The organism is Neoroseomonas eburnea (genome assembly GCF_018129005.1).
Classification (GTDB): Bacteria; Pseudomonadota; Alphaproteobacteria; order Acetobacterales; family Acetobacteraceae; genus Neoroseomonas; species Neoroseomonas eburnea.
The window spans coordinates 112,720-127,321 of sequence record NZ_JAAEDL010000018.1; the positions used below are offsets into that span (position 1 = coordinate 112,720).

The 14,602-nt window shown below is 74.1% G+C and carries 7 protein-coding genes; 2 read left to right on the plus strand and 5 right to left on the minus strand.

Annotation, left to right across the window (positions count from 1 at the left end; genetic code table 11):
* Positions 1 to 34: 34 nt before the first annotated feature.
* Positions 35 to 967 (plus strand): endonuclease/exonuclease/phosphatase family protein, encoded by a 933-nt coding sequence (locus GXW74_RS28040; protein WP_338148266.1) that lies wholly within the window; start codon positions 35 to 37, stop codon positions 965 to 967.
* Between the two features lie 25 nt (positions 968 to 992).
* Positions 993 to 2,417 carry a phospholipase D family protein gene (locus GXW74_RS18085; protein ID WP_338148267.1) on the plus strand — a complete coding sequence of 475 codons (1,425 nt, stop codon included), beginning with the start codon at positions 993 to 995 and terminating at the stop codon, positions 2,415 to 2,417.
* 442 nt (positions 2,418 to 2,859) lie between these two features.
* Here GXW74_RS18085 and GXW74_RS18090 read toward each other — a convergent pair whose 3' ends face one another.
* The 5 genes from GXW74_RS18090 to bcsB all read right to left on the minus strand — a co-directional run.
* Positions 2,860 to 5,103, minus strand: a complete 2,244-nt coding sequence (locus GXW74_RS18090) for a N,N-dimethylformamidase beta subunit family domain-containing protein (protein ID WP_211847936.1) — start codon at positions 5,101 to 5,103, stop codon at positions 2,860 to 2,862.
* Positions 5,104 to 5,107: 4 nt separating this feature from the next.
* Complete coding sequence (locus GXW74_RS18095) at positions 5,108 to 6,697, minus strand: ABC transporter substrate-binding protein (protein WP_211847937.1); 1,590 nt, start codon at positions 6,695 to 6,697, stop codon at positions 5,108 to 5,110.
* Positions 6,698 to 6,823: 126 nt separating this feature from the next.
* The gene (locus GXW74_RS18100; RefSeq protein WP_211847938.1) at positions 6,824 to 8,365 is read right to left on the minus strand and encodes a serine hydrolase domain-containing protein; all 1,542 of its coding nucleotides are present in this window, start codon (positions 8,363 to 8,365) and stop codon (positions 6,824 to 6,826) included.
* 346 nt (positions 8,366 to 8,711) lie between these two features.
* Positions 8,712 to 12,389, minus strand: coding sequence for a cellulose synthase subunit BcsC-related outer membrane protein (locus tag GXW74_RS18105; RefSeq protein ID WP_211847939.1), 3,678 nt, complete (start codon positions 12,387 to 12,389; stop codon positions 8,712 to 8,714).
* A partial coding sequence (gene bcsB / locus GXW74_RS18110) for a cellulose biosynthesis cyclic di-GMP-binding regulatory protein BcsB (RefSeq protein ID WP_211847940.1) occupies positions 12,386 to 14,602 on the minus strand: 2,217 nt, incomplete at its 5' end. The genes bcsB and GXW74_RS18105, both read right to left, overlap by 4 nt.

Genomic DNA, 14,602 nt, shown 5'->3' on the forward strand with positions numbered 1-14,602 from the left:
CCGTCGGACTGCATCAATTGTCCTGGGATGGCAGGTGCCGGGTCGCCTACTATATCTGCCCAAGCGCGGCGGCCTGATCGGCCGGCTGAACCCCTGGATCGACCACCGGATGAACCTGCAGCCCCTGCGGCCGCCTCACGGACGCAAGACGACCCTGGCCCGCCTGACTGCGGGGATCCGGGACCGGCTCGGCGTCGCCGCGCCGGAGCGGCATGCGGTCCCGGCGGGGGCCCTGACCATCGCCTCCTACAACGTCCACAAATGCGTCGGCACCGACAAGCGCTTCGACCCGGAACGGGTGGCCGAGGTGATCGCCGAACTCGACGCCGACATCCTCGCCCTGCAGGAGGCCGACCGCCGATTCGGCCGCCGGCATGGCCTGCTCGACATCGCCGCCGTCGAACGCCGGACGGGCCTGACCCTGCTGCCGCTCTCGCTCGAACGCGGCGGGCATGGCTGGCGCGGCAACGCGCTGCTTGTCCGCAACGCCCGCGCCCTGCGTCTGCGGCGCCTGGCGCTGCCCGGCGGCGAGCCGCGCGGCGCGGTGATGGCCGACCTCGAACTGCCCGCCGGCCGGCTGCGCGTCGTCTCCGCCCATCTCGGCCTGCTGCGGCGCCACCGCATGCAGCAGGCGGAGGCAATCCTCGCCGCCCTCGCCGAGGGCGACGACATCCCGACCGTCATGCTCGGCGACCTCAATGAATGGCGCCCGGGGCGGCGCTCCTCCCTCCGCGCGCTCGAAGCCGGGTTCAGCGATGCGCGGCCGGGCCCCGCCACCTTCCCGAGCCGCCGGCCGCTGCTGCCGCTCGATCGCATCCTCGGCCGGCCGCGTGGCCTGGTGCGCGGCATCGAACCGCACGACAGCGCCCTCGCCCGCATCGCCTCGGACCATCTGCCGATCAAGGCCCGGCTGGACATCCTGGCGGTCGAGGCCTCGCCCGCGCCGGCCCTGGCCGAGGCCGCCTGACCCCGACCCCGCCCCGACGGTGACCGTGCCGACGCCCAGCAGCGCGGCCCTGGGCTCCGACGAGGGCGTGGTCGTGATGCCGGACGGCCTGGCCGCCTTCGCCGCCCGCGTCGCGGCCGCCCGCACGGCAACCGCCAGCCTCGACCTGCAGTACTACATCTGGCGCTGCGACATGACCGGCGGCCTGCTGGCGCGCGAGGTGCTGCGCGTCGCCGAGCGCGGCGTGCGCGTGCGCATGCTGCTCGACGACATGTACGCCGTCGGCGCCGAGCGCGTGCTCACGGCCCTCGACGCCCATGCCCGCATCGAGGTCCGCCTGTTCAACGCCACGCGCTGGCGCCGATTCGGCCCGCCGGGCCTGGCGCTGGAGATGCTGCTCGGCGGCTGGCATCTGAACCGGCGCATGCACAACAAGCTGTGGGTCGTGGACGGGCGGCTCGCCATCGCCGGCGGGCGCAACATCGGCGACGAGTATTTCGACGGCTCCGGCACCTTCAACTTCCGCGACCTCGACCTTGCCATCCTCGGCGAGGCGGCCTCCCAGGCGCAGGCAGCCTTCGACCGCTACTGGCGGCATCCGCTGTCGCAGCCGCTGCGGCGGATCAGCCGCGCCGCCTATCGCCGCCGCGCCTCCCGCCGGCTGGCGGCACGGCTCGACGCCGCGACGCGGTCGCCGGAGGCGCGCCCCTTCTTCGAACGGGTCGAAGACAGCCCCGCGGTGGCGCAGTTCGTCCATGGCGGTGCCGCCCCCCGGCTCATCCCGGTCCCGGCCACGGCGGTCCAGGTGGTCGCGGATCCGCCGGAGAAGGCCAAGGGCAAGGCGGTGCCGGGGGTCGGGCTGGCGCATGCGGTGCTCGGCGCGCTGCGTGCGGCACGGCGCGAGGCGCTGCTGATCTCCCCCTATTTCGTGCCCGGCCCGGCCGGCATGGCGCTGCTGGAAGACCTGGCGCAGCGCGGCGTGCGCGTTTCCGTCATCACCAATTCGCTCGCCGCGACGGATGTCGTCGCAGCGCATGGCGGCTACGCGCGCTACCGCGAAAGGCTGCTCGAAGCCGGCATCGCCCTGCACGAGCTCAAGCCGACGCGGCACGAAGGCGCGAGCGTGCTCGGCTCCCGCGGTGCCAGCCTGCATACCAAGGCCTTCGTCATCGACGGGGAGTTGGCCTTCGTCGGCTCCTTCAACCTCGATCCGCGCTCCATCGCGCTCAACACCGAGATGGGCAGCTTCGTCCGCCATCCGGACGTCGCGCGGCAGGTGCGCGAGGAGCACGACCGCCTGGCCGAACCGGCACGAAGTTGGCGCGTGACCCGCGAAGCACCGGGACGGCTGCGCTGGACGGCGGAAGAAGCCGGGACGATGGTCACGCGGAATGGCGAGCCGGATGCCTCGCTGTCGCGCCGCGTCGTCGCGCGGGTGCTGCGCATGCTGCCGATCGAGTCGCAGCTCTGAAGGAGGTCGAAGGGCTCCGACCGATGCGCGCGAACTTGTGGCGCTGGTGATCGGAGAGGGGCTCTGCCCCTCTCCGAGCCTCACCCCGCCAGGGTGCAGTGCACCCTGGACCGGCCGATACCTGGTGCCGGGCAGGAACTGTCATGCCAGCGGCGCTATTCGCGACCCTTGGCATGAGGCTTTTCGAGCCCTCAGACGCCGGGCCGCATTCGCGGCCTCGGCACGAGTCAAGAACTCGTGCCGCTCGTATCACACCGGCACGAAGAAGCGCGCCGCGCATCCTTCGCCGCCGCGGAATTCCTCCTCTGCCCGACACCACGTGATGGTTTCCAAAGGCCCTTCGGCCTTTGGTGGGGAGAGGTCCGGAGAGGGGCGAAGCCCCTCTCCGGCTTCCATCGTTGCGCCCGTGAGGCTCCGCCCCTCGATCACCCCGGCGGGAAACTCAGCTTCCCGCACCGTCGGAGAGCTTGAACGGCGCCGGATCGGCGAAGCGGCGGACCACGTTCTCGATCAGGCGGGCGGTCGGGTTCGCGTAGCCGTCCACGGGAAGGGCGCCGATGAAGTTCATCGACCCCACCGAGAAGACCGCGCCGCCATTCGGGGTCTCGAAGAAGGTCACGTCGGAACGGATCAGATCCTCGCGGGTGCCGGGCCAGGTGTGGTCGCGGCGCTCCTCGTTGACCGGCTGGTAGCTCGCTTCCTCCACCACCGCGCGGGCGACGACCAACGCATGATGCGGCGTACCGAGCGAGACATCGGCACGATCCAGCTCATGCCCCGCCGCACCGCCGCCCATCAGGCCGCGATCGCCGAACACCGCGCCGGGGCGCGCACCGTCGTGCATTCCTTCGCGCAGGAAGGCCACGCGCGGATCGAGGATCGCCTCCGTGAAGGTGTAGGGATGGCCGTTGTAGTTGCCCTGGCTGCTGAAGCCGACGCCGACCAGCGCCTGCGGCGGCCGCCCGAGCCGCCGCCACAGCCCGCCATAGCCGCCGTCGAAGGCGTGGTAGCCCTCGCCCGGCAGGGTCTCCCACAGGCGGATGCCGCCCTCGGCACGGCGCAGCTCGAAGGCCCAGGGGCCGTCGCGATGCGGGGCGATGCGCCAGTAGAAGCCGTTGCCGCCGAGATAGACGAAGCGCCCGCCGGCGGCGAGATGCCCGGCGATGGCGTCGAGCGTCTCATGCGTGTGGTATTCGGGGTGCTGCCCCGTGAGCACGACCGCATAGCGCGAGAGCAGCGCGGCACCTTCGGCATGCACGTCGTGGTCGGTGATGACCTCATAGGCGATGCCGCGGCGCTCCAGCAGGTCGATGATGTAGCTGTCGGCCGCGGCCCAATAGGTGCCCGAGCCAGCCGGATCAGGATCCATCAGGTGGAACTGGTTCACCCGCTTGTCGATCATCGGCCGCCGCATGTTCGACATCACGACGCCGCTGCCATCGGCATGCAGGTTGTAGGGCGAGAGCCCGTACTCCGGATGCCCGTCCGGCGCATGCGGCAGCGCGTTCCATGCCGTGGCGCGCTCCGCGATCTGCGCCTGTCGTCCGGCGCGCACGAACTGGCTGTAGACCGTGTAGGTGAAGGTCGGCGCCAGGAAGGCGACGCGCGCCTTCTCCCCCGGCACCTTCGCGCGCACGTGGAAGACGATGTTGTCGCGCGCCCCGCCGGCTTCGAGATGCAGCGCATAGACGCCGCTCGGCCAATCCACGGGCACCGGCAGGGACAGCGAGGGCGCCCAGCCGGCATCGCCGATATCGTCGGCATGGAAATGGATGGCGTCGTAGTCGCGCGGCGCCTCGGTCCAGCGATGCACGGCGCCGGTCCAGGAAGGTCCGGTCATCGCCCGCGTCGGCAGGTTGCGGCAGCGGCCATGCCAGCGCCCCGGGCCGGCATCCGCGACATCGTCGGTCGGGATGCCGATCGAGAAATCCCAGTCGGCGACGATCTCGCCCGGCGACGGCGTGGCGCCGGCGGCCTGCGCGCGCAGATGATGCGCGAGGCCCGCACCGCCCCGCAGCACGCGCGGGCGCGCGATCTTGCCGTTGAAGTGCAGCCGCGCGGTGTCCTCCGCGCGTTCCGCCGCGATGGCGGCGCTGCCGAGGCCCGCCGGCATCGCGCCACGCCATGCGGCGCGCGCGCCCGCGGCCTCGTCGAGATCCAGCCGCTTCTGCCGCGGCGCCTGCGTCACTTCCAGCGCGCCGGTGGCGGGATCGGCGCGGCAGGCGATGTCGTGCCAGGCGCGTTCGGTCAGCGCCACGCCGGCCTCCGCGGTCACCATGCCGTCACCGGACACCAGCCGCGCGAAGGCTCCGCGCGGGCCGAGGCCGAGCGTCAGCACCGCGCCGCCGCCCATGCAGGACAGCACCACCTGCTCCCCCTGCCCCGGCAGCGTCGGCCAGATCGTCGCCAGCAGGGTCAGCGGCGCATCGCCCGCGCCGTACTGCACCGCCGGGACATCCACCCAGGAGCCGAGATGCATCGGCTGCTCGATGCCCTCATGCTCGCCCTCGATGCCGCAGGGCATCGGGATCTCGCGGTATCCCGGGCCGGCGGGGTTGGGGTCCCCGCAGAGGATGCGGGCGACGCGCGCGCGGTACCGCCCGCCACCCGCGACGCCGACCATGAAACGGAGCGTGCCGCCCTGGCGCACGCTCCAGTGCTCGGCATAGCCGGTGACGGGCAGCACCGGTTCAACCGCGCTTCACGTTCCAGAACAGCGGCAGGCCCTTCAGCATGCCGCTCAGGTCGTCGCGATACGCCGTCGGCTGGTAGAACTGGCCGAGCGGCACATAGGGCACGTCGATGAAGGCCTGGCGCTGCATGTCGCGGCCGATGCGCCGGCGCGTCTCGTCGGTGTCGGATTGCAGCCACTCGTCGCGCAGCTCCTCGAGCTTCGGGCTGACGGACCAGCCGAAGGTCGCGTTCAGCCCGCTGCCGCGGATGAAGTTGTGCGCCGCCGGGTTGAACTGGTTCACCCCCGCCGTATAGGTGCAGTAGGCATTGTAGCCGCCGCGATCCGGCACGTCCCGGTTCGCCTGGCGGCGCAGGGCGGAGGCCCAGTCCATCGCCGCGTAATCGAGGTTGATGCCGATGCGGCGGAAGGTGTCGGCGACCACCTCGCTCATCGCGGTGATGGCGGGGAAGTCGGTCGGCGCCATCATCAGCACCTTCTCGCCCCGGTAGCCGGCCTGCTCCAGCGCGCGCCGCGCGGCGGCGAGGTCGCGCGGGCCGGTCAGCGCCGCCATGCCGACATCGCTCGCCATGATGGAGCCGGGCGCGAAGAAGCCGATGCCGTCGCGCCACAGGGAACGATCGGTGCCCGCCACCGCGGTCATCACGTCCTCCTGGCTGATGGCGCCGAGCACCGCGCGGCGCATCGCCGCATTGTCGAACGGGCCATGGAGCTGGTTGAAGCGCAGCATGGCGATGGCGCCGGTGGGGTCGAGCACCTCCACCTTGATCCCCCGCCCGCGCCGCAGCAGCGGCAGCAGGTCGGAGGTCGGCTGCTCCCACCAGTCGATCTCGTTGCGCTGGAGCGCGGCCGAGGCCGTGCTGGCATCCGGGATCGTCACCCACTCCACGCGATCGAAATTCACCACCTTCGGGCCGGCGAGCAGGCTGGTCGTGCCGTTCGGGCGCGGCACGTAGCCGTCGAACTTCGCATAGACCGCGCGCGATCCGGGCACGCGCTCACTGGCGACGAAGCGGAAGGGGCCGCTGCCCACCATCTCGCTGATCGGCAGCGCCGGGTCCGAATTCGCCAGCCGCTCCGGCATGATGAAGGCGACATTCGCGCCGATCTTGCCGAGCGCATCCGGCAGCAGCGGGAAAGGCCGCTTCAGGCGCCAGCGCACCACGCGGTCGGAGGGGGCGGAGATCTCGTCCACCACCGCCATCACGGCGATGCCGAACTGGTCGCGCACGCCCCAGCGGCGCAGGCTCGCGACCACGTCGCGCGCGCGCACCGGCTCGCCGTCGTGGAAGCGCAGCCCCTCGCGCAGGGTCATGTTCCAGACCCGGCCGTCATTCTCGATGGTGTGGCCTTCGACCATCTGCGGATGGGCGCGGTATTGCTCGTCCCAGCCATAGAGCGTGTCGAACACGAGGAAGCCGTGGTTGCGCGTGACGAAGCCGGTGGTCGCGATGGGGTCGAGGATCGCGATGTCGGCCTGCGGCACGAAGCGCAGCACGCGCTGGCCCTGCGCGGCGGCGAGCCGCGGCGCGGCGACCAGGCCGGCACCGACAGCCGCGGATGTCTGCAGGAAGGCGCGTCTTTGCATCGGGAACCTCTCTCGGCTGTCGACAGGGGCCGCCAACGGCGATCTCGCATGCGGCGGTCTTCGTGAGCGTGGCGAGCGTGGTCCGCGCCCCACCGTCTGACAAGTGCCTGCCGGAGGCGAGGCGCATCACGCGCGCAGGAAATCGATCACCCTGCTGCGGTTCGTCGCGACGCGCAGCACGCCGGGCGCGCGCAGCCAGAGACAGGCGCGCCCCGGCCAGGGCGCCGCGCCGATCGGCATCAGCGCGCGGTCCGCGGCGAGCGGCGCCAGCTCGACGCGGCGATGCAGCGGGCCGCTGCCCGCGGCGGCAAGGCCATGGCCGTCCGCCGTGATCCCGATGGTGATCTCGGCGTGCTGCGCGCCGGCCCGCCAGGTGCCCGCCATGTCCGGATGCAGCCGCGCATCCGGCGCGACCGGGCGGAAGCGGCGCGCCGCGTGGCCGACCTCGCCGGCGATGCCATCGCCGTCGCGCCGCAGCCGCATCGGCAGGTAGGGCGACAGGGCAATGGCCTCGCCCGCTGTCGCCCCCGGCAGCAGCGCGTCGCGCGAGCCCATGAAGGTCGCGCTGCCGTCGCGCAGTTCGAGCCAGGCCGGGCCGTGCTCCTCGACGAAGAGTCCCTGCGGCAGCACCGGCGCCCCGGTGCGCGGGGGTTCCAATCCAAGCAGCCGCGCCATCACGCGCAGCGCCGGCAGGTAGGGCTCCGTCTCCTCCCGGTTGGAGAGCAGCACGATGCCCGTGCCGCCCTCGGGGTCGAGCAGGAAGTGGTTCTTGAAGCCCGGCAGATGCCCGCCATGGCCGATGAGACGGTGCCCGGCGATCTCCGTGACGTGCAGGCCGAGCCCGTAATGCGACGCACGCCCATCGGCGAGCGGCGCCGGCGTGGCGAGGCGCGCCAGCGCATCGCCCGCCGGCCCGTCGCCGCGCAGCAGCGCGCGCAGCCAGGTGGCGAGGTCCTCCGCGCTGCCCGCGAGCGCGCCCGAGGCCGAAAGCGCCATGCCGTAGGACCCGACGCGCCAGGGCGCTTCCGGCCCCTCCCGCCAATACCCGTCGGCGAGGCCGGCGATCGGCCGCTCCCAGCCCGAGGGAAAGCGGAATCCGGTGCCGAGCGCCGCGTTGAGCGCGCCTTCCACCCAGGCGCCGAAGACCTCGCCGCGCCGCGCCAGCACCTGCTCCACCAGGCGGTAGCCGGTGTTGCTGTAGGACATCTCGGTGCCCGGCGCGAAGTCGAGCCCCGGCAGCGCGTCGGTGAAGGCATCGAGCGCCGCGGCATCGACGCCCGCCGAGGCCGGCACGCCGCACAGCGCGTAGCTCTGCAGCAGGTCCGGGATGCCGCCGGTCATCGACAGGGCGCGCAGCACCGGCACGGCGGCGATCGGCGCCGGCAGGGCCGGCAGGAGGCCGCCGAGCGGCGCCGCGAGGTCGATCCCCCGCGCCAGGGCGAAGGCGCAGAGCACGTGCTTGGTGATGGAGGCGAAGCGGCTCGGCGTGGCCGGCGCGAAGGGGATGCCGTGCTGCAGGCTGGCCATGCCGGCGGAGGCCGCGCCGCGGATGCCATCGCGATCGAACAGCAGGATGGTCCCGCCGGGCGTGGCGGCGCCCGGGGAAGCCCAGGCGGCAGCGATGGCCTCCGCCTCGGCGATCGCTGCTGTCCAGTCGGGGTGGGTCATGGAAGATGGCTCCGCATTGGCCTGGCGATGCCGGACGGTCCCACGGACTCCGGCGTCGAAGGCCAGCATGGCCGAGCCGCCCGCTCCCGCGAATGGCCTCGTAGCTGGTCGCCAGGGCCTTGGCCTGCGGCAACAGGCGACGGCGGGCGGGGCTGGTCGCGCGGTCGCACGCGGGGCAGGAAGCCGCGACCGGCGGCGCGAAGGTCGATCCTTCGGCCGGCCGGCATCAGCAGGCGCGCGGCGGACGACGACCAGGCCGTGCCCGGAGACAGGAAGACCCTTCGCGATGCGGCGGCAGGGCCAGGAATGCGGGCGGCCAGTCAGGCCGTGACGGAGCGCCCCGGCCTCACTCGGGCAGGCGATAGCGGACATAGACGCCGCCCCTCGCCTCGTTCCAGTTCGCCGAGCGGTCGTATCGCAGCAGCGCGCCCAGCGCGAGATCGCGCGAGATCGCGTATTCCAGGTCGGCGCGCACGCTGCCGATCACGCCGCTCTCGCTCTGCGAGGCATAGTTCGTGCGGATCGCCGGCGTGTCCGCCGTGCGCGCCACGAGCTGGGACTGCAGGGCGGGGTCGTTCGGGAAGACCGGCGCGCTGTCCTCCGACCACACCGCGTAGCCGAGCGACCCGCCGAGCCGCCAGGACCACTCGCCCGACCGCGCGCGCCAGTCCATCGGGATGTTGAGCGCGGTGTAGCTCTGCGGACTGAAGTACCCGCCATGGCCGAGGGTGAAGAAGCGCAGGTTCTCGTCATAGGCGAAGTAGACCAGGTCGAGCCCGAGGTTGAGCGTCTCGTCCGGCCGCCGCACCACCGCGTAGGAGCCGCCCGCGCCGACCTCGACGCGCGCATTGTCCTTCACGCCGCTGCCGTCGAACACGGCGTATCCGCCGCCGGCGTAGAGCGAGCCCGCACCCTGGCTGTATTCGACCTGCGCGCGGCCGCCGGTGCGCATCACGCCGCCCCAGGTCTGGCCGGTCAGCGCGTCGCGCTGGCCGGCCCAGGAGAGCAGGCTGTCCTGCACCGCGCGGCGTTCGCCGCTGACGCGCACGCGCCAGCCGCCACCGAGCGCCGGCGCGACCTCCAGCCCGCCGACGAGGTTGGTGTAGCGGAAACCGATCGGCGTGCTGCCGACATCCGCGGTCAGCCAGTCCCGCCGGTAGCCGAGGTTGAAGGCGACGCCGGTCGCCGTGTCGTCCCGCGGCGCCAGCATGCCGCCGGGATAGGCGATCGGATTGGCGCCGAAGGAGGCAAGGGAGGTGAGATCCGCCGGCAGTGACCCGGCGCTGATGGCGACCGGCGTGACCGTCGCGGACAGCCGCCCGCCGATGCCGCGGGGGGCGATCGAGCCCTCGATGGGCAGCGACACCTCGCTCAGCCTGTCGAGCCCTTCCGTGCCCGAACGCCCGCGGATCATCGGCGAGACGACGATGCGCGTCGCCGCCGCATCCCGCGCGGCCTCGATCTCCTGCGCGATCTCGGCGGAGAGCGGGTCGCGCGTGAGCGGCGCGCCGACGGTCACGCCGGCCGTGCGGAAGGGATTCGCCCCGGCGCCGGACATCGGCGCGAAGGCCATCGGCATCACCTCGCCGACCTGGGCGCGGCGCTGCTCCTCGGCCTGGCGGGCTGCGACCAGCGCGCCACGGGCATCGCCGCGGGCGCGCGCGAGCCGCGCCTGCATCAGCGAGACGCGCGCCTCGTTCGGCGCCAGCGCCCGGCCCTCGTCGATCAGCGCCTGGGCCTGCTGCCAGTCCCGCGCCGCGATGGCGGCATCCACGGCGCCGGCGCGGGCTTCGAGGTTGCGCGGGTCGCGCGCCAGCACCGCCTCGGCGATGCGCTGCGCCTCCCGCGGCTGCCGCGCGCCCTGGTAGAGGCGCGCGAGCGCGAGGTTCGCCGCCGGATCCTGCGGCGCGCGCGTCAGCACCGGGCGCAGCCGGTCGAAGCCGGCCGCCTGGTCGCCGGCCTCGTTGGCGCGGTCCGAGGCGCGCACGGCGGCGCCGGCGAGCAGCCCCCCGGCCTGCCGCCGGGCATCGGGCGTGAGCGAAGGATCGTTCTCCAGCCCGCGCGCCATGGCGGCCGCCTGGGCCTCCTGCCCCGCCTCGAGCAGCGCGCCGGCAATCGCGAGCCGCGCCTGCGCCGAGGGCGCGCGGTTCACGGCGAGCGCCACCCGCGCCGCCTCCTCCGCCCCGCGCGGGTCGCTGATGCGGGCGAAGGCGCGTACCACCGCCGCGGCCGTCGCGCCCGTCGCATCCTGTCGCGCGGCGAGGGCCAGCAGGCGCTGCCGCCCCTCGAAGCCGCCGATCGCCGCGGCCTCCTCGACCTCGGCGGCGACGCGGGTGCGCTGCGCGAGCCGCGCCATGTCCGGCGAGCGCCGGCCGGGCGGGATCCGCGCGATCAGCGCCGCGGCATCGCCGAGCCGCCCCTGTTCCTCGGCGAAGAGGGCGGCGGCGAAGACGGCCTCGCTGCCCGGCTGCGGCTGGGTCAGCGGCGCCTCGACGATGGCGCGCGCCTCGGCGGCATCGCCCTGGCGGGCCAGGGCTCGCGCGAGGTCGAGCCGGATCCAGGGATCGTTCGGCGCCTCGGCCAGCGCGCCGCGCAGCAGCGCGGCGGCGGTCGCCGCATCCGGCGCGCGGGCCGCCTCCGCCCGCAGGCGCGACCCGCCGCCGGCCGGCGTCGCCGGCGCGGCGACGCGCAGCCGGCGCGCGAGGTCGTCCGCCTCCGCGACGCGGCCCTGCTGGCGCAGCGCACGTTCCAGCCCCGCCATCGCCGGCTGGAAGCCGGGGCGGCGCGCAAGGGCGGCACGGAAGCGCTGCTCCGCGCCGGCGGCGTCGTTGCGCCGCAGGGCGATCTCGCCGAGCGCGACCTCGGCATCGGTGCGGTCGGCCGCATCGCGTGCCACGGCGCGGCGCAGCGTCGCCTCGGCGGCATCGATCTCCCCGCGGCGGAGCTGCGCGCGGCCTTCCGCGAGTTCCTGGCTGTAGGCCGCGCCGTCCAGCGCCTGCCGCCAGCTTGCCGCGCGCGACGGGTCGGCCGCGATGGCGCGCTCCAGCAGGCTGCGGGCCTCGGCCGTGCGCCCCTCGCGCAGCCGCACGATGCCGAGCCCGCCGAGCGCATCGGCATCATCCGGATTGCGCGTGAGCGCCGCCTCGAAGGATCGCGCGGCGTCGGCAAGCCGGTTGGCCTCCAGCCGCTCGAAGCCTTCCTGGCGTTCCCCGCTGCCGATCGTCGCGGCGCGGCGCGCCGGGTCGCGGACCTCGGCGAGGCGCCGCTCGATCGCCGGATCGCCAGGTCGCACCGCGAGGAAGGCCTGCAGGGGGGCCTCGGCCTGCGGCCCGGTGCCGAGCCACAGCAGTGCCTGGCGCCAGGCCTGGATCGCCGCCGGCGCGGCTGCCGGGTCACGCGCCAGTTCGGCCAGCATGGCGATGCCCTGTCCGCGCGTCGGTTCCCGCCAGGTCAGCACCTGGGCGGCGGCGACGCGCGCGCGCGCGTCGTTCGGCCGACGGGCGGCCAATGCGGCGAGTTGCCGCCGCGCTTCCTCCCAGCCGCCCTCGGTGCCGGCAAGCGTCAGCCAATACTCGGTCGCATAGGTGTCGGGCGGGCTGCCGCCGCCGAAGGCATCGCGGTAGCGCGTCAGCGCCTCGGGCACCCGGCCGTCGCGGGACAGGCGACGGGCATCCTCGATCGCGGCGCGATCCACGGCGGCGCCGCGCAGCGCATCGCGCGCCCCGGCAAGGGCGGGCGCGCTGGGCGCCACCGTGCGCAGCCGGGCGAGCAGCGCCTCCGCCTCCTGGCGGTTGCCGAGCGCGGCCTGCGCCTCCGCGGCGCCGGCCAGCGCCTCGGCATTGCGCGGATCGGCCGCAAGCACGCGATCGAAGGACCGCAAGGCGAGGTCCGGCCGGTTCTGTTCCTGCCAGTGCCGCGCCTGCTGCAGCAGCACCGCAAGCGCGCCCTGGGCCTGGGCGAGGACGGGTCCGGCCAGCGCGGCCGATGCCGCGGCGCCGAGCAGCGCGGCGCGCAGACGCCTCACGACGCCCTGCCCCGCAGCCGACGCACCGCGCGACGGCGCAGGTAGGCGAGTGCGGGCAGCCCGATCAGCAGGCTGGCGCCGAGCATCATCAGCAGCAAGGCCCATGGCTGTGCCCCCAGGTAGTGGTTCGGCCACATCCAGAACGGCAGGGATCCGACGGCATAGGACGGCGCCGTGCGAAAGGCTTCGAGCCCGCTGCCGGTCAGCAGCACCAGGTCGCCCTGGAAGCGCGGGATGCGGGCCGGGTCGCGCAGGGCCTCGGCCACCGCTTCGAGTGCAGCGGGCGTCGGCGCCGCGACGGCGACGACGGATCGCCCCGGCCTGAGCGGCGACTGCGCCGCGGCTATGAAGCCGAGCCCTTCGGCCGGCGCCGCGAGCGCGGCGGCGGCGCGGACCCGTTCCTCCGGCGGCGGCCCGTCCCAGACCAGGCGCGCGAAGCCGTCGAGCCGCTGCGGCAGGGTCATGGACAGCCGCCCTGCCTCGTCGATCGACAGCGGCGCCTCGCGCAGCAGGGCGGAAAGTGCCGGCTGCCGGCCGAGCGTGCCGATGACGATCAGGTCGCGGTCCCCCGCCTGCTGCACCTGCGCGGGACGGACCACGGTGAGCCCGGTCGCCGGCACGCCGACCATGGCCGAAAGGCCGCCGACCAGGCCGAGGAAGGCGCTGACTTCCACCGCGCCGGGGCGGTCCGGCAGCACCACCGCGGTCTCCGACAGATCCGCCATGCGCGTGTAGGGAAAGCCCGCGCTGGCGAAGAAAGCGAGGTTCGGCAGCATCGCGAAGCGGTGCGCGCGGGAGATGTCGATCGTGCTGCCCGGGTCGATCGCCGCCTGCACGTCGACGGGGACGGAGACGCAATCGCCGCGGTGCATCGGGCGCATGTCGAAGCGGAGCTGCAGCTCGTTGCGGCCGGAGACGAGCCAGGGCGGCACCACCGCCGAGGTTTCGCGAGGCAACTGCTCGATGCCGAACTGACGGACCACCCAGCTCCAGGGCCAGGTCTCGCGCTCGCGCAGCGGCACGGCGCGCAGGAAGCTGCCGCTGACCGAAATGTCGAGGCGCGAGACCTCGACATCGAGGATCGGTCCCGGCGGGGCACGGAAGCCGATGTTCAGCGGGAAGCCGTGGCCCCGCCAGGTCGTCAGGTCGGGCGCCGTGCGCAGCGGCACGGTGACGGGGGCGGGTGCGTAGCCAGTGACCTGCAGCTCGCTGCGCTCGACCAGTTCGCCGAGGCTGACCGGCCGGTCGTGCGGCAGCCAGCGCGGCGCCTCATAGGGCCGCCGCTGCGGCGGGCGCGGCGCGGCGACGGTCGCGCTCGTGCCTGAGAGAAGCTGCGGTGCCAGTGCGAGGGACATCGCGGCCGTCGCCACCTCGGCGGGATTGCGGCCGGAGAGCAGCAGCAGCACCGAGGCCGGGTCGCGCGGATTGGGCACCACCGCGACGGTCGGGCCGTTCACCGGCGGCAGCTCGAGCCCGGCCGGCAGGTCCTGCGGCGTGGCCAGCACGACGGCGTGGCCTGTCTCGGGCAGCGAGGCGGAGACCGGGAAGCGCGCGCCGCGATATTCCGCCTGCACCGCGAACCAGGAGGCGGCGACGGCCGCGCCGCGCAGCAGCTCGTTGCCCGGCGCCTCGGGCAGGATGAAGGGCAGCACGAGCGTCTGGCGCAGCTCGCGCGGGTCGAAGAAGGGTTCCGGCAGGCGCGCGAGGTCGGGCGGCAAGGGGAGGCGTTCGAGCACCATCTGGACGCTCGACGTCTCGGCGACCGTCATCCACAGCAGGTCCGAGAGGGGATCGATGCACTCCGCCGGGTAGCGGCCGCTGAAGGCGAAGTTCAGCCGGTTCATCTCGGTGAAGAAGGCCGGGCTGATCGGGAATTCCAGCGGACCGAAGGCGGGCCGGCGCGGATCGGGCTGCACCACGCCGAGCAACTGGTCGTTGAGCGTGACGGTGAGCTGGCTGAGCTCCGGCACCAGCGCCGGAGAGGCGGCGCCGGAGATCACGAGCCGCGCTTCCGTCACCACCTCGTCCGCCCGGATGCCGAACTGCACGCCCTGCAGCGGCGAGACGCCGCGCAGCTGCATCGGGCCGGTCAGGCCGAGCTGGCGCAGGCTGCGCACGACGCGCCGGCCGGTCGCCGCCGGCGCCGGCGCGGCCGCGGGGGACGGGGTGGCGCCGGGCGGCACGGCGAGGACCGCGCCAGGATCGAGCGCAAG